The sequence below is a fragment of the Bifidobacterium sp. LH_417 genome, assembly GCF_056357035.1.
In genome coordinates this window covers 18,767-40,021 of the sequence record NZ_JBKEVI010000016.1, presented here as the reverse complement: position 1 = coordinate 40,021, position 21,255 = coordinate 18,767, and the positions used below count along the sequence as shown (strand labels likewise).

The window sequence follows — 21,255 nt, the reverse complement described above, 5'->3', positions numbered from 1 at the left end:
CGCCTCGCCGACTGGTGATGGCGAGGCGACGTTTCCCGACGGGGTCGCCGTTACGTCGATGAACGGTGTCGTGACCATGGTCGCGGCACCGTTTTCGTATGCCCGGACACCGACCTCGCCTTTCGCCTGTTCCTGGCTTTCGTCTTCGCCTGCGCCGGCGTCCGTTTCGCGTCCGCCGGCGTCCGCATCGTCCATCGCGCGACCGGGGGTGGATGGCGGGTAGGGGTTGCCCCCATGTCTGGAGCGTGGGCGACAATGACAACGTAGTGTCGGTGGTTTGTGATTGGCGCGGGAGGAAGTGGCATGTCGCGGCTGATGACGGATCGCTCCCGCGCCGCGGCGTTGTCCATGCGGCTGTCTGACGCGTTCCTCATCATCGTCTTCGCGGTCCAATGTCTGGGACAGGCGTTGGGGTACAACAGCGGCGACGAAGCGTATGTTCTCATCACCGCATTGGGCTGCGTCCTGCTGGCCAACGCCATGATATGCCGGGCGTATGGTGTCCGTGACATCGTTGTCGCGTTGCTGCTGATCGGTGTGGCGCTGCTGAACATGATGCTGACCGGCGAGTTCACGGTGTTGCTTTCGGTGTTGCTGATTCTGGCGGCATGGGACATGGAGATCCGCCTGGTTCTGCTGTGCGCGTGCCTCGCCAAGGGCGTGGGGTTGGCCGTGCTGGCCCTGTTCGGTTGGGTCGGGGTGTTCGACATCACCCGCACCACCCATTATTCCGCCGCCGCGGGTGGGTTCGTCACCCGTATCGGCATCAACGGCGGTTCGACGAACATCGTCCACCTGTGCTTCTTCATGGTGCTCGCCCTGAGCTGCGTGTTGTGGCGTCGGGCTTCCTCACTGCCGTCGCTGTCGCTGATGTTCATGGGCAATGCCGGGCTGTATCTTGTGTTCACGCGCAGCATCACCGGATTGGCCGTCACGTCGGGCATGCTGCTGCTTGCCGGCCTGTTGCGGTATTGGCCGTGGTTCGCGGCGGTCTTCGACCGGTGCGCGCATTTCGTCGTGCCGGCGTGCGTGCTCTTCTTTCTGGGCACCGGCTACCTGTATCGGGGGGCTTCGGGCTGGCTGGGCACGCTCGACCATCTGATGACCGGCCGCATCCGCAACGACCACTGGTGGTTGGCGAACTACGGCGTCAGCTTGTTCGGCCAGTCCAGTCCGGTGCGGGACGTGGCGTTCGACAACAGCGTCGTGTACATGGCGGTCCGTCAGGGGTTGGCCCTGAGCGTGCTCCTGTTCGGGGCCATCTGGCTGATGCTGCTGCGGTACGGCCGGCAGCGGCGTACGGACATGACGTTCCTGCTGTTCGTCGTGTTCGTGTATGCGATGAGCGAGAGCTTCCTGCCGAGCGCGGTGACGAATCCCGCGCTGTTCGCGTTGCTGCCCCTGATCCGGGGCTCCCACGGCGCCCAGGACGTGCAGAACGTGCAAGACGTGCAAGGTTGTTCCGATTCGGAGGAAAGGTGTCTGATATGACGGTGCTTACATTCCTGCATGCGTTGCGTCGCCATCTGGTCATGGCGATCGTAATCCCGCTCGTCGTGACCGTCGGCGCGGTGGGATTGTCGTTCTCGCAGACGCCGATGTACGCCGCCACCGCGAAGCTGTTCGCCATGTATCAGGGGTCGTCGGAGGGGACGTCCGACCTGACCAACGGTGCCAGCTACATCGCAAGCCAGATCGACAGCTATCCGGATCTGGTCAAGACCAATGCCGTGCTCAAGCCGGTCATCAACCGGTATGGTCTCGACGACACGGTCGCTTCCCTGGGCGAGCGCATCGACGTGCAGCGCCCCGAGGGGACGATGCTGCTGACGATCACCGTCACCGACGGGAATGCGCAACGGTCCGCCGAACTCGCCAACGCCGTCGCGCAGTCGCTGCAGCATCAGGTGTCCTCCGGTCTGTACGAGCATGGGGACCAGACCGACGCCGTGTCCCCGATCAACCTGAGCGTCGTGGACGAGGCGTTGCCGCCGTCGAAACCGTCCAAACCGAATCATGTCAAATACGGTGTGGTGGGCATGCTCGCGGGCGTCGTGCTTGCGGTCACGGCGGTCGTCCTGCGTTCGCTGCTCGACGTGCGCATCCACGACCGCAAGGACTTCGCCGCCCTTGTACCGGACATGCCGATCTTCGGCGAGCTCGCCAAGGGCCCGGGGTATGCGGGCGATGCCGCCGCGGTGATCGGCAGGCCCGGTGGCATGGAGGCCGACGAGATCCGCCGCATCCGCACGAACCTGCTGTTCTCCAAGCCGGCGTCGGCGGACAACAAGGGGAACGTGCTCGTCGTCACTTCCGTGCAGGCGGGGGAGGGGAAGACGACGTTCAGCGTCAACCTCGCCGCCGCCTGTGCGGAGGCCGGTCGCCGCGTGCTGCTCATCGACGCGGATCTGCGGCATCCGTCCGTCGCCGACCGTCTGGGTATCACGGGGTCGCTGGGCCTCGCGCACGTGCTCACCGCGCAGGCCTCGTTCGAGGACGCGGTGCAGCAGTATTGGAAAGCCAACTACAGCGTGCTGCCGGCCGGCCGCAGGACCGAGAACCCGAACATGCTCATCGACTCCGATGGTATGCGCAGCCTGCTCAAGCATGTCGCGTCCCTCTACGATGACGTGATCGTCGACACCTGCCCGCTCATGGTGGGCAATGACGCCGCATTGCTGGCGCGCGGGCAGGGGAATGTGATCATGCTCGTCGGGCTTGGCGTGGAGGACCGCAGGGAGCTGCCGGAAGCCCTCGAAGGGCTCGAGATGGCCGATGTCAAGCCGTTGGGCGCGGTGCTGAACTACGCCGAACGGCACGACCGTCAGGGACACTATTACGGCAACTACTATCACAACGCGGACAAGCGGAAGAAGACCGGCAGGAGAAGCGCCGGCAGGAAGAAGTAGGCCATGACCGCCGATGCGAAAGGGACCACGATCCCCAAGGTCATCCACTACTGCTGGTTCGGACATGGTCCGCTGCCCGAGGAGGCGGAGGCGTGCATCGCCAGCTGGCGGTGGTACTGCCCCGATTTCGAGATTCGTCGATGGGATGAATCGAACTTCGACGTGTCGCAGGTGCCGTACGTGCGTGAGGCGTACGAGGCCGGGCGGTGGGCGTTCGTGTCCGATTACGTGCGTCTGTGGGTCATCGAGCATGAGGGCGGCGTGTACCTGGACACGGATGTCGAGGTGGTGGCGCCGTTGGAACAGTTGTTGGCGGGTATGACGTGTGTGGTCTGCGAGGAACGTCCCGGGCGCGTCAACACGGGCGTGGGATTCGCCGCGACGCCCCATCATCCCGCGGTCAGGGCCATGCTGGAGGAATACCGGGACGCCCGATTCCTCACTGCAACGGGCGCGTATGACCTCACCGCATGCCCGGTCCGCAATACGCGCGGCATGCGGAAGGTCGGATACCGTGGGGCCGCAGGCGTCCTCGACGATGCGGACTGCATGGTGCTTCCGGCGGAGGTCATGTCGCCGATGGACCCGGAGACGGGGGAGCTTCACATGACCGACAGGACCGTGTCCATCCACCATTTCGCGGCGTCGTGGAAAACGGACGAGGAAAAACGCGACTACGCGTCCAAGCAGGCGTTGCGAAGACGGTTCGGCAGGTTCGGTGTACTGCTGTACCATGCGTCCGTGTTCACGCGTGCCGTCCGACGCGACGGTGTGGGCGCGGCGTTGGGCCGTGTCCGCGTCTGGTTTGCGGGACGGTTGCGGAAGTAGTGTTGTCGGGGCGCGACACTGTCCGATTGCGAGGACATCGTCGGCAGGGGACGGGAAGGAGACGGAAGATGCGTTTGGGCGCGGGCATGATGGTGAGGAAACTGCTGCGGAAAGCGGCCATGGCGACCCATCTGAACGGTGCGATCTACCGGTGGATGATGCCGCGCATCTCGCGAATCCTGCCGATTCCGCCGTTGCATGAGAGCTCGAAGAAGCTGGAGACGCTGAGCGTGGATCCGCGGACTTCGGCCATTCGTGAGCAGCCCGCCATCCGTGACACGGAATCGGACCTCGACCTGCAGATCATCGTGCCCGCATACAACGCCGAAGCGACGTTGCGTGCATGCGTCGAATCGGTGCTGGACCAACGGACCAAGTACTCATATCGCATCGACATCGTCGACGACGGTTCCACGGATGCGACGGGAGACATCGCCAGCTCCCTCGAACTGGACCACCCAGGCCGTATACGTGTCATCACCCAGGAGAACAAGGGGTTCTCCGGTGCCAGGAACGCCGGGCTTCGGCATCTTGACGCGCGGTACATCACCTTCCTTGATTCCGATGACGAGCTGGCCCCTGGGGCGGTCGATGCTTTGCTTGACGCCGCAGCGCAATCCCGTGCGGATATCGTGCAGGGGAATCTGGAACGATTCGCCGGTGCAACGCGTGTGGGTGGGGACACGGTCTCCACGGAGCCGAACGGATATCCTTGCGGGAAGCTCTATAGGGCCGATCTGTTCACCGACCTCCAATTCCCCGAGGGGTATTGGTTCGAGGACACCATGATTGCGTTCATCGTCTGCACGTTGGCGGAGAGCATGCACTGCATCCCCCGGACGGTGTACCGGTATCGCGTCAATACGGCATCCATCTCGCACACGTATTTTCGGTCAGTGAAAAGCCTCGATACTGTGTACGTCACCAACCAATGCCTGCGGGATCTGCGGACATTGCATGCCGATTTCGGTTCATCCCGTCTGCTCGGTTTGTTCCTCATGCAGGTGGTGCGCAACTTCACCCGTACCATTGGCTTCGACCGACGGATTCAAATCGCGGTGTTCCGGTACGAGATCGCCTTGTTGGAGGAGTTTTTCCCCGATGCGGTGTTGCGGGATGTGGATGGGTATTATGCCGACCTTCTCCGTGCGTTGCGTGACCATGATTATGGACGGTACCGTCTGTTCAGCTGGACCCATGACTGCATATGGCCGGAGCAGGCATAAAGCGCCGTCTTCTGCCTATTCGTCGCCGGCGATGCTGCCGCTGTTCAGGGATTGTTCCATCAGCTGCCGGTAGTCGCGCGGGCTGGTGGCGTTCGCGGCGCTGCCCAGCTGTTCGTTCTCGAGCTGTCGTTCCGGTATGGTCTGTCCGTCGTCCTTCGGACCGAGTCCCGCGTCGACGCGCTGCATCATGGTCCGCCATTCGTCGTATGCGACGCCGACGTAGCTGACGCCATGGTCCATGAACGCGTAGCTGGGCGTCGACGCGCTGCCGATGGCCGGCGACTTGCCGCGGAACCGGTTGGCCAATGCCGCGATGTCCGCGACCGACATGTCCGTGTTCACGCCCTGCGCCATGGTGCGGATGATGTTCAGCAGCTTGTCGGCCGGCATATCGAGCGACTGGCGGATGACGGCGGTGAGGATCAGCCGCTGCGCCTGCATGCGGCTGTAGTCGCCTCCGGAGACGTTATAGCGTTCGCGTGCGAAGCCGAGCGCCTGCTCTCCGGTCAGGGTCTGCTCTCCGGCATTGAGGCTGACCCCGCTGTTGCCCTCCTGGAAAGATTCCGGTACGTCCACGGTGACGCCGCCCAGCAGGTCGATGACCTCGACGAGTTTGTCGAAGTCGACTTCGGCGTAATGCGTGATCGGTACGCCGGTGAAAGCGCGGACCTCCTTGATGATTTTGGCCGATCCGCCGATCGAGTATGCGGCGTTGAGTTTGGCCGTATGCCCGTCGAGGTCGATCATCATGTCGCGGGGGATGGAGATGAGGTCGATGCGTCCTTCGCCTTCCGGATCGACCCGGGCGAGGACCATCGTGTCGCTGCGCCCGTTCTCCGTTTCGGTCCGGCGGTCGGTGCCGACCAGCAGACTGTAGAACGGTTGCGACGCGTCGTCCGTGGTGTTGCCGGGCTGCGACAGGGCGGCGCGCGTTTCGTCAGACACGCTCATCGTCGTGTTCAGATACGTCATGAACCCGACGGCGAGGCTTACGGGAATGATGACGAGAATGGTCAGGAACGCCGCGACTACGAGTATGATGGTCCGTTTCCGCGAGCGTCGCCGTGCCGCCGCGTGTCTGGGCGTCGCGTCGTCGTCCTGCGATTCGTCGTCGATGATGTCGTTGTCCATGATCCGCCTCCCTCAGTATGCGCCTTTGCCGCCGATGACGGACCATGCCGTGCGCAGCAGGATCGACAGGTCTCCGAGGAGACTGTGGTTCTGCACGTACGCCACGTCTAGGTCGGCGCTGGTCTTGAAATCGAGGTCGCTGCGCCCGGACACCTGCCATAGCCCAGTGAGTCCCGGTTTGACGAGCATGCGAAGCGCGTACCGGTCGTCGTAGGAGGCGAATTCGTCCGGCAGCGGCGGGCGGGGGCCTACGATGCTCATGTCGCCCTTGAGCACGTTCCACAATTGCGGCAGCTCGTCGATGGACAGGCGCCGGATGATGCGTCCCGTCCGCGTCAGACGTGGATCGTTTTTCAGCTTGAACAAGGCCGTGTTGGTCTCATATGCGTTCTGCCGGAGCGTGGGTTTGAGCATTTCGGCATCCATGCGCATGCTGCGCAGTTTGAGCATGTCGAACGTGCGTCCCCTGAGCCCGACGCGTTGCTGCCGGAAGAAGACCGGGCCGTGGTCCTCGTGACGGATGAAGAGGGAGGTCACGCCGATGATGAGCGCCGCAGGAATGAGGCAGATCGTGGCGACGACGATGTCGAACAGGCGTTTGGCCGCGCGGCGTGGCAGTTCGTATTGGGGGAGCCGGAGCGTCAGATTGCCGCAGGGGTCCAGATTGTCCGTCTTGGCGATGTGATGCGCGAACATGGCCGAAGCAGACAGACAGACGACGTCCAAATCGTTGGCCTCCAAGCGGACGAGCAGGCCCTGCACGTCCGGGTCTGTCGGCTGCAGGTCGGGTGCCAGAACCGCAAGGTCGCAATCGGGCGTGTAATCGGCACGTCGGGCGGCGTCCGTCGTCACGACGGGCAGCGTCACGACGGTATCGTCTTCGGCGGCATCGGCGACGCCGCGGCAGTCCCTCGGACGTACGATGCAGACGGACGCCGGCATGCAACCCGACTTGGCATCGGCGTCAATCCGGGCGATGGTGCCACGAATCGAACCGGGGGTGCCGATGATCAGAGCCCTGCGTGTGAACCGGCGGCGACGGGAACCGCGGGCGATGGCCAACCGCATGATGCCATGCGCTGCCGCGCAGCCGGTCAGGGCGAGGACGGCGATTGCCAGATCCAGCAGCGGCGGGATTCCTGAGGACAGCACGTGTCCGATCACCCATATCGCAATCAGGCAGCGGGCGGCGGTGACGGCCAGTGCATGCCGGGTCGAGGCCCGCCGACCGATGACATGCCGGCAATACAGGTGGCTTTCCCACGCGCCCGCCGTCCACGCCAGCGCCCACATCAGTGGATGGACGATGGCTGCATACGGGATGGAGAGAGAACGCATGGCCGGGTTTAAGGTGGTTGCCGCCATAAGCACGCCGTACGCGCAGCAGGCGGTCCATATCGCATCGAACGTGCTGGATACGGCGGCCGCCACAGTCCAATCCCGCTGTGGCTCGGCTGGCTGTGCCGGCATGACTCCTCCTGCTGCGACGGGCACATTACGTACCCTGCATGTTTCTTCCTCACGCAGAGGTGGTGTGTGCCTTCTCTCGTCTCAATCGATGATACTCGTTTCATAGCTATAAGGGGGAACTGGTACCCACGATGGTGTTTTGCCTGAAGCTTGTAATGTCGGGACAAACGTTGTGAAAACGGTTTTCTTTCTTATGGTGCCGGGCATTGCGGCACATAGGTGGACGTCGACTGCGTCGGGGGGGGGGGGGGGGGGGGGGGGGGGGGGGGTAACTGATACACTGCCCGATAGGTGGACGCCCTACGTTGTTTCGTAGCGATGGACGGCATCGAGAGGAGATTCGAAGTGGAGTATCCGGAGGCCAAGATATGTCTGGTCTGTTCGAGCGGAGGGCATCTTGCGCAGCTGCACAGGCTCAAGCCGTGGTGGGGCGGCAGGCAGCGCTTCTGGGTGACGTTCGACAAACCCGATGCGAACAGTCTGCTGAAGGGTGAACGCATCTACCACTGCTTCTACCCGACCAACCGGAACATCCCGAACCTGCTGCGAAACACATGGCTGGCATGGAAGGTGCTCCGGCGGGAACGTCCCGCACTGATCGTCTCCACCGGTGCGGCGGTCGCGGTGCCGTTCTTCTACGTGGGCAAACTGCTCGGCATGAGAACCGCGTTCATCGAGATTTTCGACCGCGTCGACAAGCCGACATTGACCGGACGGCTGGTCCGTCCCGTGGCCGACCGCATCTTCGTGCAATGGCCCGAAATGACGGCTGTGTATCCAGGCAGCATCTACGCAGGGAGTGTGTTCTGACATGATGTTCGTGACTGTTGGAACTCATGAGCAGCCGTTCGACCGGCTGATTCGGGCCGTCGACGAATTGAAGGGGGCCGGGAAGATCGACGAGGACGTGTTCATCCAGACCGGTTATGCGACGTACAAGCCCGAGCATTGCCGGTGGACGTCCTTCCTGGACAACGAGGAGATGCGGCGCATGTTCCAGAAGGCCGACGTCTGCATCACGCACGGCGGGCCGTCCAGTTTTCTGCAGGCGTTGGACGCCGGCACGGTGCCGGTGGTGGTGCCGAGAAGACAGGAGTATGGCGAGCACGTCAATGACCATCAGGCCGAATTCGCCATGATGGTCGAACGGCGGTTCGGCGACATCGTCGTCGTAGACGATATCGCGGACCTGTTGGACGGCATCGAACGGAGCCGGAGGATGACGGCGGAAGGCGCGGGTCACCTGCCTTCGGAGAACGAGAGGTTCTGCGAACGGTTCGCCCGCGAGATGGACGGGTTGCTCGCCGAGAGCTAACCGTTGGCGAACGATTGAATGAATGGTCTGCCGTCACGCGGAAGAGGAGTGTTGAAACATGAGTGAGCCATTGCGCGTCGCGGTGTGCGTGCGGTGCGACAACAGGGGAGGCGTCGAAGTTGCGGCGGGCCGCGTCCTCAGGCTTCTTGAGGGTAGAGGATATGACGTCACGGTGATCGGGCAGGGACGTGAGGATGTTATTCACGAGCTCATCCCCAAGAGCGTGCGTGTGGTCCGTCCCCGTATACATGGACTGGCGGCCCGTTTCATTGGGAATTATCCGATTTACGTGCATCTGGGCGCGAAGACGATTCGCCTGAGAACAGGTAGACTGTCGTCGCTGGCTCGGAGGATGCTCCGGCTGTTCGGCGATACAAGGAATTTGAATGTATCGTATGACTATGTTGTTCGGCATTTTGCCGGTCTTCCCGAAACAACATTCGACGTCGTATTGGACTTTCAGGGGTATGGTTGCGTTGAAACCGCCATAGCCGCAGCGATTCCCGCTCTGAGAAAAGCGACTTGGGTGCATGATGCCGAATTCGGATGGATGCCCGAAAGCCATCCGTACCTGCATCGGTTCGACCGTATTTTCTGTGTCTCGCAATCCGTAAAGCAGGTGATGGACTCCCGATATCCGGAGTTCTCCACCAGAACGTCGGTCCTGTACACCCCGATTGACGTTAAGGCCATCCGCAAAAAGGCTCTGGAGCAGGTTGCGTCTCCTCGTGGGATTGGCGTGGACTTCGACGGCATCACCATCGTGACGCTCGCCCGCCTATCCCCGGAGAAGAACGTGGCACTCGCCATCAGGACGGCCGCGGAGTTGCACAAGATGGGCGTGCCGTTTCGATGGCTGGTATTCGGCGATGGAAGTCGGCGCAGTCATCTCGGCCGTATGATCGCCAATGCGCGTCTGGAGGGATGCATGACGCTGTGCGGTTCGGTTGACAACCCATATCCGTATGTGGCGAACGCCGACTGCTATGTCCAGACCTCGCGCAGTGAAGGGTTCGGACTGGCGGTGCAGGAGGCGAGAATCCTCGGCACCCCGGTGGTGGCGACCGACATCCCGGCGTTCCGCGAGCAGATTAGGGATGGGGTGACGGGATTCCTGTGCGAGTCGGATGCGAAGTCCATCGCGTCGGCGATCGCACGGCTGCAAGCGGACCCGGAGATGCGGCACGATATGCGGCGTGCATTGCAGGAGGAGAATTCCGGGCAGACGCACTGGCCCGATCCCTTCTACGCTTTTCTTGAGGGAAAGGATGCCTGATGATGGCGAGGGCTGATTGTCATCGGACCGCATCGCCGATACGGATTCTGCAGTGGGGTATGTCACCGGTTTTCGGAGGTACGGAGACGTTCATCATGAACCTCTATCGGCATATCGATAGGGAGAAGATCCAATTCGACTTTCTTGCCGACCGTGAGGCCCCGGCACTGGCTTTCGAAGATGAAATCCTCTCCTTAGGCGGCCATATCTACCGGGTGACTCGTTCAGGGCCATTCGGCGCGCGGCAGACCTTGCCCGGTTTCTATCGGGCACACCCTGAAATCATCGGGGTTCATGTCCATGCGAATGTTCCCTATGCAACGCCACTGGCCGTTGCGAAACAGGCAGGCATACCGCTGCGCATCCTGCATTCGCATAATAGCGGTACGCTCAATTACTCCCCCGACCGTCCGCTGAAGCAGCGGTTCGAAGCCGTTGCGCACACGATATTTGCTCGCCATGACATCAATACCTCCGTTACCGATTTCTTTGCCTGTTCGGACATGGCCGCGCAGTTCATGTTTTCAGGCAAGCCCTATCGGTGGATCAGGAACGGCATCGATACGGCGCATTTCGCATTCGATGCGTCGGCGCGCGAGAAGGTGCGCGCGGAGCTGGACATAGGTGCGGACACCACGGTGATCGGGTATTGCGGACGATTGAGAGAAGAAAAGAGCCCGCTCTTCCTCGTTGATGTGTTCGCGGAATACCATCGCAAGCATCCGGATTCCCTGTTGACAATCGTCGGTGACGGACCGTTGCATGAGCGAATCGTATGTCACGCGGCCGAGCGTGGTCTTTCCAATCGGGTTAGAATGCTCGGCGGTGACCATAGGGACGTCGCACCCTATTATCAGGCCATGGACGCGTTCGTGCTGCCTTCCCTGCACGAGGGATTCCCCATCGTGCTGCAGGAGGCGCAATGCTCGGGACTGCCCTGTCTCGCCTCTACGAACATGACCACCACCGCGGACACCGTCGGGCTCGTCCGTTTCCGGGACCTGGACGACGGGGCCGAGGCATGGGCGGACGAATTGCACGACATGATCGCCTCGACGCCGCGGGCCGACCATTCGGGGCAGCTGCGCGCGGCCGGTTTCGACGTGGCCGACGTCGCCCGGGAGGTGGAGCGGTTCTATCTTGAGCATGCGCGGGCACGATGATTGATATCATCGCCGTGTTCCGGTATTCCATGCCGGGAGCGGTGGATGGTTGTCTGAGGAAAGGCCGTCATGGATAACAAGAGAAGGCTCGCGGTCAACGCCGCCGCCACCAGCCTGGCCTTCGCCGTGCAGGTCGGCGTCAACTTCGTGCTGACCCCGTACATCATCCACACGCTCGGCATCACCGCCTACGGCTTCATCCCATTGGTGAACAGCATCGTGGGGTATTCGGGGATCTTCACGGCGGCATTGAACTCCGTGGCCAGCCGCTTCATCAGCCTGGAATACAACCGCGGCGACTTCCATAAGGCCAACGTGTACTTCGCCTCTGTGCTGGTCGCCGATTCCATCCTGGCCGTGGCACTGGCGGTCCCCGGAGCGTTGTTCTCATGCTTCCCCCAGCTGCTGATGGACGTGCCTGCGAATCTGATCCACGACGTGCAGCTGACGTTCCTGTTCTCGGTGCTGGCCACCGAACTCAGCCTGGTGCTATCGGTGTTCGGATGCGTGTACTACGTGCGGAACTGTCTGGACAAAAGCGCCCTGCGCAACATCGAAGGCAATGCCATCCGCGCCGGACTCCTGGTGGTGCTGTTCGTGGCGCTCGACCCGAAGATCTACTACGTGACGGCCACGATGCTGGTGGTCGCCGTCTACAACTGCATCGCCAACCTGTATTACACAAGAAGAATGACGCCGGAGCTCGGACTGCGCAAGGCGCGGTTCAGCGGCAAGGCGGTACGGGAACTGGTCGCCGGTGGAGCATGGAACTCCGTCAACGAACTCAGCTACGTGCTGTTGTGCGCGTTGGGCATCTATCTCGCGAACCTGCTGGTCGGTGCGCGGGTGACGGGCGAGTATTCGGTCGCCAAGACCATGCCGAACTTCATCCTGAACATCATCGTCCTGCTCGCCTCGATCTTCGCGCCGCAGGCGATGCAGTACTACGCCAAACGGCGATACCGGGAGATGAACGCGTTCCTGCTGATGTCCATCAAGATGACCGGGCTGCTCTACATGCTGCCCATCGGCTACCTGCTGGTGTTCGGCACGAACTTCTTCGAGATCTGGGTGCCGGGGCAGGACGCCGGGTTCCTGCAGGACATGGCCGCGCTGTCGCTGGTCGTGATGATGCCGTCCTGCACGTCCGTGCTGCTCAACAACGTGTTCATCATCACCAACCGTCTCAAGGTGCCCGCATTGGTGTTCCTGGCGAGCGGCATCCTCAACGTGGTGGCGGTGCTGGCGTTGGCGGCGACCACCTCATGGGGCATCTGGACGATCATCGTCGTGCAGGGCGTGATCGACATCATCAAGAACGCCGTCATCATGCCCTGGTATGCCACGAAATGCATCGACATCGGGCGTCGCGAACTCGCCGTCGCCATCGGCAAGACCTACCTGTGCATGGTTCCCATGATTGCGGTGTGCGTGCTGTACAAGGCGCTGCTGCCCGTGGATAGTTGGGTCACGCTGGTCGTCTCCGCCGCCGTCTGCGCGACGGTGGCCGGGGCGGCGTGCCTGTTCATTGTCCTGAATCGAGAGGAACGACGGAACGTGTTCGCGTTGATCCGCGCGAAGATGGGGCGCGCCGTCTGACGGTGCAAGGTGACGGACATCGTTCCCGAATGCGGAGTTCCTTGCATGATGCGGGCCGATGCTGGGGTAAAGTAGCACGCAGTGCCATTGGGCAGTCATCCCGGATACGGCCGGGACGGCATCGACAGAACGATGAAGGAGTGGTTCCAATGCCGAATCGAGCGGAACGTCGCGCCAAGGCGAAGGCGACGCGCAGGGGTATCCCCTCCCAGTACGACTCCACGCGCGGGCGTGGCCGTGCCGGCATGATCGACGAATACCAGCTGCAGGAGCGTTCCCGCAGGCTGCAGGAGGGCGAATCCCTCGGCCCGTGGAAGCCGAGCGGCGGCAGCATCGCGGAGACCGACACCACGCTGACCACGAACCCGAACTACAAGGATCCCAAGGCGTTCAAGGCGCCGCATTCGGTGCGCCAATGGTTCCGCGTGGGCAGCTGGACGCTCATCACGCTCGCCATCATCGCGTTCTTCGTGGTGATGTGGCTGCCGAGCGCGGCGCGCCCCATCTGGCTCATCGCCACCGTGTCCGCGGTGTTCATCGTGGGCGTGGTGAGCCTGTTCTTCACCGCCGGCGATTCGAAGCACAACCCCAACCTCGACTCCAACGGCACCGCCGTCTGACGGAATCGGAGATCGACGGAAACGGAAAACCGGCGGAACCGGCGTCGCGTCGCCCACGTGACGCACCCCGCACGCAAATCACGGAAAACGCACGACGAAGGTTGTGCGTTTTTCCGTATGTCGTGCCGTAGAGTGGGTATTGCTTGAATTTCCGTCCGGAAAGAGAGGTAGGAAACCAATGAAGGTTGACATTCTGACCCGCGAATACCCGCCGCACGTCTACGGCGGCGCAGGCGTCCACGCCGAACAGCTGTCCAAGGTCCTCGCCGAACGCATCGACGTGACCGTGCGCGCGTTCGACGGCCCGCGTACCGAAGCCGACGTCCCCGCCATCCCGAACGCGGCGGAGGCGAAGGGCTCCCTCAAGGTCGTCGGCTACGACACCCCGGCCGAACTCAAGGATGCCAACGGCGCGTTGAAGACCTTCGGCGTGGACCTGCAGATCGCCAACGACGTGGACGCCGACATCATCCACGCGCACACCTGGTACGCCTGCCTCGCCGGCTACATGGCCAAGATGCTGCACGGCACCCCGCTGGTCATCACCGCCCACTCGCTCGAACCGTTCCGCCCGTGGAAGCGCGAACAGCTCGGCGGCGGCTACAACCTGAGCTCCTGGGCCGAGAAGGACGCCTACGAGCATGCGGACCGCGTCATCGCCGTGTCCGGCGGCATGCGCAACGACATTCTCACCGCCTACCCGAACCTCGACCCGGACAAGGTCGTCGTCGTGTACAACGGCATCACCATGTCCGAATTCGCCACCCCGGCGGACGACGATCCGGGCTGGGGCGTCTTCGACCGCTACCACATCGACCGCAGCAAGCCCACCTTGCTGTTCGTCGGCCGTATCACCCGTCAGAAGGGCCTGCCGTACCTGCTCAAGGCGCTGCACTTCGTCGATCCGGGCGTCCAGGTCGTGCTGTGCGCCGGCGCTCCCGATACCCCGGAGATCATGGAGGAAGTCAAGAACTCCTTCGCCGAGCTCGACGAGAAGCGCGGCAACATCATCTGGATCGAGGAGATGCTTCCGAAGAACGAGCTCTCCGCGCTGGAACACGGCTGCGACGCGTTCATCTGCCCGTCCATCTACGAGCCGCTCGGCATCGTCAACCTCGAGGCCATGGCGTGCGGCCTGCCGGTCGTCGCCTCCGCCACCGGCGGCATCCCCGAGGTCGTCGTCGACGGCGAGACCGGCTACCTCGTGCCAATCGACCAGCTGCGCGACGGCACAGGCACGCCCACCAACCCGGACAAGTTCGTGCACGACATGGCCGACGCGATCAACAAGGTCATGGCCGACCCGGAGCTCGCGAAGAAGATGGGCGAGGCCGGCTACGCGCGCGCCCGCGACGTGTTCAGCTGGGAGTCCATCGCCGACGCGACCGTCAAGGTCTACGAGGACGTCCTCGCCGAGCAGAACAAGTAAGCCGAACCCTGGAACGCCCCCGCCGACGGGGGCTGTCATGCGAAGCGTGACTGGGGGTGGCATACTCCCCGATGCCGCCCCGGCCGACTCGTGTCGACAGCCCCCGCCTGCGGGGGCGAACCGTATACAAGGAGCTTAGATCCATGTCCCATTCCTCCGACAACGTCGTACTCCAGCTCGAAAACGTCGAATTCCGCCGCAACCGCCGCGTCATCATCACCGATGTGAACCTGACGATTCGCGCAGGGGAGCGGTGGGTGCTGTTCGGGCCGAACGGCATCGGCAAATCCACCGCCGTCGGCATGCTCGCCACACGCACGTTCCCGTCCTGCGGCCGCGTGTTCATCCTCGGCCACCAGCTCGGCAAATACGACGTGTTCAAGCTGCGCACGCGCATCGGCCTCGCCTCCGCCGATCTGGGACGTCAGTTCCCCGAATTCGAGGATCCGCTCGACGCGGTCGTGACGGGACTCTCCGCCGTGACCGGCCGTTGGCGAGACACATACACCGAGACGGAATACGAACGTGCCCGCGGGCTGCTGCGCGATTTCCGCGTGAGCTATCTCGAAGGCAAGGAGATGTGGAGACTGTCGGAGGGCGAGCGCACGCGCGTGCTCATCGCGAGAGCGCTCATGGGCGACCCGGAGCTGCTCATCATGGACGAGCCGACCACCGGTCTCGACCTGGGCGGCCGCGAACAGGTGATGCGCACGCTGAGCCGCATCGGCGAGGAGAACTCCGATCGTGCGGTCGTGCTCGTCACGCACCGTCTGGAGGAGATTCCCGCCGGATTCGACCACATCGCCATCATGGGCAGGAAGCCGATTCCCGCCGAGGACGCCACCGAGAACGGCGTCGACTCGATGGGCAATCCCGGTGCCGGCACCATCGTCTACACCGGTCCGCTCGAGCAGGGCCTGACCGACGAGCGCCTGTCCGACCTGTTCGGCATGCCCATCGAGGTGGAGCACTCCCACAACCGCTGGGCCGCCTACGCGGTGTGACGGTGACCGGCAGCCGGCGGCAGCGCACGGCACATCATCAGTGACGGCGGCATATCCCACCCGAAGCGTAGTCTGGAATATTCTTGTCACATGGGGTGCAGCAGGACGCGAGGAGCGGTGAATGCCAGGTTCATACGGTAGTGAGGTCATGCAGAGCGGGCAGCGTTATCGTCTGTCGTTCACGGTCGGCGGCCTGCTCGCCCCGCAGGGGCATATCATCGCCGCGCTGCTCGTGGACGATGATGTTCTTGCCGGCATGCGCGAATCGGACGGCGAACTGGGGGAGCGGGCCGTGCGGGTCCGGCGTCGCGCCATCGACGAGAACGTGCTCGTCGTGCGCACGCAGGCCGCGGGCGCGCGCATGGTCAGCGAGGTGATCAAACGGCTCAGCACGCTCACCGGAACGGAACTGCGCTGTCTGGCCGACGCCGACACGTTGCCGGACGACCGTCAGGCGCTGATGTGGGTGGCGATGTGTCGCTACTACGCTCTCGTGGGCGAGTTCGCCCGCGAAGTGCTGCGCGACCGCTACCTGATGGGCATGCCGACCGTGACCCGCGACGACTACGACCGGTTCATCCTCGCCAAGGCGATGTGGCATCCCGAATTGGAGGCGCTCAGCCGGGCGACGGCGAACAAGCTACGGTCGAACCTGTTCCAGGCCATGAACGAGGCCGGATTGGTCGACAAGACCGATGACACGCTGCGCCCTTCGCTGCTGAGCGGGACCGTGACCGGTATCCTAGGCAACAGGCCGGAATCATTCATGTTCTTCCCGATGAGGGAACGCTAGAGCATCCGTCCACGGCGACATCCGGCGAGAGGAGACAAGGGAAGCGATGGCATTCGGCGATTCTGCGCGGCGTCCGCCAGCCAACATCGAACAGCAGTTCGACCTGTTGTACCGGTATATGCGCCCCCGACGGTTCCGCACCGGCGAAGACACCGGCGGCGAGCCGGCGAACTACATCTACGCCTATCCGCCGGAATGCGAACTGGAAGTCGAACGTCGCGTCCCGATACTGGTGAACCGTCTGCAGGGCATGGATCCGACCGGTCCGGACGATTCCGCTCCGGCCGTGCTGGTCATCGACCTGTACGAGCTGGCCATGCGCATCATGAAGGACGATGACGTGCTCGACTCCGCCATCGAACAGGAGCCCGACATGCATGGCGATCCCGACGACGACGCGCGGGACGGTGAGGAAGAGCCCCCGTGGCCCGCGCTGGAGGATGACGACTTCTATCAGGCGCTCGCCGGCATGCTCGGCCCCGACAACGACGATCTGAAGGATGCGCTCGCCGCACGCTACCGGCAGGCGCGGGCCGACGGCGAGGCGGACATCGTGTTCTTCACCGGCGTGGGGCAGGTCTATCCGTACATTCGCGCGCACGCGCTGCTCAACATGGTCCAGGACGTCATCGATGAAAGGACCCCCGTGGTGCTGTTCTTCCCGGGGACCTATGAGAAGACGGCGTCCACGGTGTCGGTGATGAGACTGTTCAATCGTCTTGACGCCAACAACTATTACCGTGCCTTCAGCCTCAACGCCGCGATCAGGGAAGGAGCCGACGCATGAGCGATTCGCCGCAGTTCAAGAGCATCTTCGCCAAGGACATCGAAGACAAAGTCGACGGGGTGATCAAGGCGGGCGACGACAGCCATCTCGTCGACGAGGTGAACGAGTATGTGCTGACCAATGAGATCCAGACCAATCTCGAACGCTTCCTCGACGTGTATAACGATCCGTCCGCCGACTATACGAACGGTGTCTGGATCTCGGGTTTCTTCGGCTCCGGCAAATCGCACCTGCTGAAGATGCTGTCCCATATCCTGGGCGATGTCCCGCGCGATCCGCATGACGGGCGTGACCCGCGGCATGAGTCGATCGACCGCTCCCGGGTCATCGACATCATGAAGGCCAAGGCCCGCGAGGCGGGGAACCATGAGCTCGAGGGACTGCTGGACGTCAACAGCCGTATTCCCGCCACCTCGCTGCTGTTCAACATCGACAGCAAGGCGCAGAGCGGCGGCAAGACCGCGTTGATCGACACGTTCATCCGCGTGTTCGACGAAGCCAGAGGGTATTTCGGCGCCAACAGGTATGTGGCGAAACTGGAACGCGATCTTGACAACGACGGTCAGTTGGAGGAGTTCGAGCGTCAGTTCGAGATTATCTCCGGCAAGCCGTGGAGCCGGGGTCGCGTCCAGGCGGCATTCTCCGGTGCGAAGATCGACAGGGCGCTCGCCGCCACGACCGGTGAAGAGGTTCGTGGTATCCTCAAGGATTATCAGAAACAGTACAATCCGAGCATCGCCGATTTCGCCGACGACGTGAACGACTGGCTGCAGCATCAGGGCGCCGGTCATCGCTTGGTGTTCCTGGTGGACGAGATTGGTCAGTTCGTCGGAACGGACGTCAATCGCATGCTCAACCTGCAGACGGTGACGGAGGAACTGTTTTCCCGCACACACGGCCGGGCATGGGTGATCGTCACCTCGCAGGAGGACATTGACGCCGTCATCGGCGACCGTTCGGTCAGTCAGGGACTTGATTTCACGAAGATCAAGGGTCGGTTCGCCGTCAATCTCAAACTGTCCAGCGCCGACGCGATCGAGGTCATCCAGAAGCGACTGCTCACCAAGAACGAGCAGGGCGAGCAGGCCGTCGAACGGCTGTGGCGAAGCCATCACGACGAACTCGACGCCCTGTTCACGTTCCAGGGCGAGGGGGGCGTGCGCCAGTACAAGAGCGCCGCGTTCGGTACTGAAGAGGACTTCATCGCCACCTACCCGTTCGTCAACTACCAGTTCACGCTGTTCCAGGATGCGATGCGCGGCATGAGCCGTGCCGACTTCTTCGAGGGCCAGCACCGTTCGGTCGGCGAGCGTTCGCTGCTGGCCACCGTCAGCAGTGCGCTGGCGGAGCACAAGACCGATACGGTCGGAGGCCTGATACCGTTCAGTGACCTGTATGACGGTATCTCCGGCACCATCCAAAGTTCGGTGAATCATCGCATCTACGAGGCGGAACGCGAACTCGACCCCGATGTTCGGCCGCTGGCCCTGCCCCTGCTCAAGGCGCTGCTGTTGGTCAAGCACGTCGAGGGGTTCAAAGCCAACATACGCAACCTGCGTATTCTTACGCTCGGTCGGTTCGGAGTGGATCTGCCCGAGATGGAGCGGCGCATCCATGAGACGCTGGACGTGCTGGAACGGCAGAACTACGTGCACCGCACCGGCGACGTATACGAGTACCTGACCAACGACGAACAGGCGGTCGAAAGCGAGATCAAGAACACCGACATCGATGATCGGCAGATTCGCGGCCGGTTGAACGATACTGTCGGTGATATTCTCGGCCGGCCGTTGGCCGTGGAATACGGTCAGGGACGGGCCGGAACGAGATTCCGTTATGGTCTGACCATCGACAGTGTGGCGCAGGGGCAGACCCAGCCGATCACGCTGCATATCGTCACCCCGATGGTCGTCATGCCGTTGGACGCGAAGATCTTGCGTTCGTCCGGCGAACGCGGTGAACTCCGCATGATTCTTGACGACGCCGATTCCTCGCTCATGCGCGATCTGACCACGTTCGAACAGACCGAGAAGTATCTGCGATTGCATGCCAACGAGCAGGGGGCGCGCAAGCGCATCATCGACGACAAGCGCAGCAATCTTGAGATCATGCAGCGGGAACTGAAGGCGGAGGTGTCCAAAGCGTTGTGTTCGGCGGTCATCGCCTACAACGGCACCACGTTGGACGCGAAGGCGAACGAGGACGTGGCGAGCATCGTCGCGGAGGCGATGCAGACGCTGATCGGCCGCCTGTACACCAACTTCCGGTTGGTGGAGGGGCTCGCGTACACCGAACGGGATCTGCCCACGGTGCTCGCCAACACCAACCCGCCTCGCGACGCCCAAAAGCTTGCCGGCACCGATTCCGCCGACCGTCTGGATCTGCCGGCGCAGGATGTGGCCGACTATGTGACCGGTCAGAGCCGCCTCAACCTCACACCCACCGTGAAGGACATCGTCAGGCATTACGAGGCCGAACCGTACGGCTGGCCGCTGCCTGTGACGCTCGCCTGCCTATGCCATCTGTACGGCCACGAACGGATTCGGCTGGTTCTCGACGGCAACCGGATACCCCGCACCGACGTGGTCGCCTATCTGACCAATCAGAAGAAGACCGAAAGCATACGCGTGGAGGTGCCGAAACGCTACGATGCCGGCAAGCTGCGTGAACTGCGCGAATTCGCCAATGAATACCTTGGCATGACCGGCGACAGCCTGCCCAAGGACGCCGAGGAGATGGCCGAACGCGTCAAAAACGGATTGATTGGTGAAGCGTATGCGATCGAGAAGCTGCAGGCCGCCAACGGCAGGTTCGGTTTCGTGGCGGCGCTCGACGAACCGTTGAAGCGGCTCAAGACCGTCGCCGCGAAACCCGACGAGTGGATTCTCGAAACCTTCCCCTCCGGAAGCGAGAGCAATAATACGGATGCGTTGCTTGACGACAAGGAGGACGTGATTGACCCGATCCGCAAAGTGCTCAACGGAGCGCAGCGCGGCATACTGTCCGACGGGCTGGAATGGATCAAGACCAACGATTCGAACTTCACGCTCGCCTCCGCGGAGGTGCAGCGGGAACGGGACACGGTGCTCGCCACGGCGAACGACCCGAAACTGTTCCAAGGCAACCGGGTCAACCTGTTCAAAACCCAGTTGGCCGAACTCCAGCGTCACCTGACCGACCTGGTGGCCGCGGAGCGCGAGCGTGCGTTGGACGACGTCGGAACCGTACGCGAATCGATCACCGGCCTCGACTCCTACCATGCCGCCCGCGAGGACGCGCAACGGCAGGCGCTGCGCTCGCTGGATGATGCGGCCGCAAGGATCGAGTCGGCGAAATACATCGCCGATATCCGTCAGACCGCGGATACCGTGCGCGGCGACCTGTATCTGACGTTGGTCAACCGGTTGGATGCGGCGAAGGAGGTGACGGATGCTCCCGCCGACGTGTCGACCGCATCCGCGCCCAGGCACGCCACGGTGTCGCCGGTGGCGTCCGACGGGCGAAGACTCCAGACCGGAACGGTTCCCACGAATGGGGGAGACGTCGAGCCGGTCGACCGCAACATCCGCGTCACGCCGCCCCGGCCGAAGCCGATACTGAGTACGGAGCATGACGTGGACGAGTTCCTCGACGCGTACCGTCGTGAGCTCATGGTTGCCATCCACGAAGGGAAACGTATTGTACTGTGACCCGGCTGCGGTGTGG

17 protein-coding genes are annotated in these 21,255 nt (G+C 62.8%); 15 read left to right on the top strand and 2 right to left on the bottom strand.

What is annotated here, in order from left to right:
- Positions 1-303: 303 nt before the first annotated feature.
- The 4 genes from AC1AYR_RS09160 (at position 304) to AC1AYR_RS09145 (ending at position 4,963) form a co-directional block, all read left to right on the top strand.
- Positions 304-1,491 carry a hypothetical protein gene (locus AC1AYR_RS09160; protein WP_476512359.1) on the top strand — a complete coding sequence of 396 codons (1,188 nt, stop codon included), beginning with the start codon at positions 304-306 and terminating at the stop codon, positions 1,489-1,491.
- Entirely contained in the window at positions 1,488-2,909 is a 1,422-nt protein-coding gene (locus tag AC1AYR_RS09155) for a tyrosine-protein kinase domain-containing protein (RefSeq protein WP_476512360.1), read from the top strand. Before AC1AYR_RS09160 ends, AC1AYR_RS09155 begins: the two co-directional genes overlap by 4 nt.
- 3 nt (positions 2,910-2,912) lie before the next feature.
- Entirely contained in the window at positions 2,913-3,737 is an 825-nt protein-coding gene (locus tag AC1AYR_RS09150; RefSeq protein WP_476512361.1) for a glycosyltransferase family 32 protein, read from the top strand.
- A gap of 68 nt (positions 3,738-3,805) precedes the next feature.
- Positions 3,806-4,963: a glycosyltransferase family 2 protein gene (locus tag AC1AYR_RS09145; protein ID WP_476512362.1), complete on the top strand. Its 1,158-nt coding sequence runs from the start codon at positions 3,806-3,808 to the stop codon at positions 4,961-4,963.
- A 15-nt stretch (positions 4,964-4,978) separates the two neighbouring features.
- Here AC1AYR_RS09145 and AC1AYR_RS09140 read toward each other — a convergent pair whose 3' ends face one another.
- Both AC1AYR_RS09140 and AC1AYR_RS09135 read right to left on the bottom strand, forming a co-directional pair.
- Positions 4,979-6,094 carry an LCP family protein gene (locus AC1AYR_RS09140; RefSeq protein ID WP_476512363.1) on the bottom strand — a complete coding sequence of 372 codons (1,116 nt, stop codon included), beginning with the start codon at positions 6,092-6,094 and terminating at the stop codon, positions 4,979-4,981.
- Between the two features lie 12 nt (positions 6,095-6,106).
- Positions 6,107-7,564: a sugar transferase gene (locus AC1AYR_RS09135; protein ID WP_476512364.1), complete on the bottom strand. Its 1,458-nt coding sequence runs from the start codon at positions 7,562-7,564 to the stop codon at positions 6,107-6,109.
- Between the two features lie 318 nt (positions 7,565-7,882).
- On the opposite strand from AC1AYR_RS09135, the gene pssD reads away from it, so the two are divergent.
- The 11 genes from pssD (at position 7,883) to brxC (ending at position 21,239) form a co-directional block, all read left to right on the top strand.
- Positions 7,883-8,374, top strand: a complete 492-nt coding sequence (gene pssD, locus AC1AYR_RS09130) for a PssD/Cps14F family polysaccharide biosynthesis glycosyltransferase (protein WP_476512365.1) — start codon at positions 7,883-7,885, stop codon at positions 8,372-8,374.
- Positions 8,375-8,384: 10 nt separating this feature from the next.
- Positions 8,385-8,879, top strand: a complete 495-nt coding sequence (locus tag AC1AYR_RS09125) for a glycosyltransferase (RefSeq protein ID WP_476512366.1) — start codon at positions 8,385-8,387, stop codon at positions 8,877-8,879.
- Between the two features lie 58 nt (positions 8,880-8,937).
- Complete coding sequence (locus AC1AYR_RS09120) at positions 8,938-10,155, top strand: glycosyltransferase (RefSeq protein ID WP_214315356.1); 1,218 nt, start codon at positions 8,938-8,940, stop codon at positions 10,153-10,155.
- Positions 10,155-11,318 (top strand): glycosyltransferase, encoded by a 1,164-nt coding sequence (locus AC1AYR_RS09115; RefSeq protein ID WP_476555164.1) that lies wholly within the window; start codon positions 10,155-10,157, stop codon positions 11,316-11,318. The genes AC1AYR_RS09120 and AC1AYR_RS09115 overlap by 1 nt, the downstream gene beginning before the upstream one ends.
- 69 nt (positions 11,319-11,387) lie before the next feature.
- The gene (locus tag AC1AYR_RS09110) at positions 11,388-12,917 is read left to right on the top strand and encodes an MATE family efflux transporter (RefSeq protein WP_476512367.1); all 1,530 of its coding nucleotides are present in this window, start codon (positions 11,388-11,390) and stop codon (positions 12,915-12,917) included.
- 149 nt (positions 12,918-13,066) lie between these two features.
- Positions 13,067-13,537, top strand: coding sequence for a tripartite tricarboxylate transporter TctB family protein (locus AC1AYR_RS09105; RefSeq protein ID WP_214315352.1), 471 nt, complete (start codon positions 13,067-13,069; stop codon positions 13,535-13,537).
- Positions 13,538-13,715: 178 nt separating this feature from the next.
- The gene (gene glgA, locus AC1AYR_RS09100; protein WP_476512368.1) at positions 13,716-14,966 is read left to right on the top strand and encodes a glycogen synthase; all 1,251 of its coding nucleotides are present in this window, start codon (positions 13,716-13,718) and stop codon (positions 14,964-14,966) included.
- Between the two features lie 143 nt (positions 14,967-15,109).
- Entirely contained in the window at positions 15,110-15,970 is an 861-nt protein-coding gene (locus AC1AYR_RS09095) for an ABC transporter ATP-binding protein (RefSeq protein ID WP_476512369.1), read from the top strand.
- A 121-nt stretch (positions 15,971-16,091) separates the two neighbouring features.
- Positions 16,092-16,763, top strand: coding sequence for a DUF1819 family protein (locus AC1AYR_RS09090; protein WP_476512370.1), 672 nt, complete (start codon positions 16,092-16,094; stop codon positions 16,761-16,763).
- 46 nt (positions 16,764-16,809) lie between these two features.
- Positions 16,810-17,550, top strand: a complete 741-nt coding sequence (locus AC1AYR_RS09085) for a DUF1788 domain-containing protein (RefSeq protein WP_476512371.1) — start codon at positions 16,810-16,812, stop codon at positions 17,548-17,550.
- A complete protein-coding gene (brxC, locus tag AC1AYR_RS09080; protein WP_476512372.1) occupies positions 17,547-21,239 on the top strand; it encodes a BREX system P-loop protein BrxC in 3,693 nt (1,230 codons plus the stop codon). The genes AC1AYR_RS09085 and brxC overlap by 4 nt, the downstream gene beginning before the upstream one ends.
- Positions 21,240-21,255: the final 16 nt, after the last annotated feature.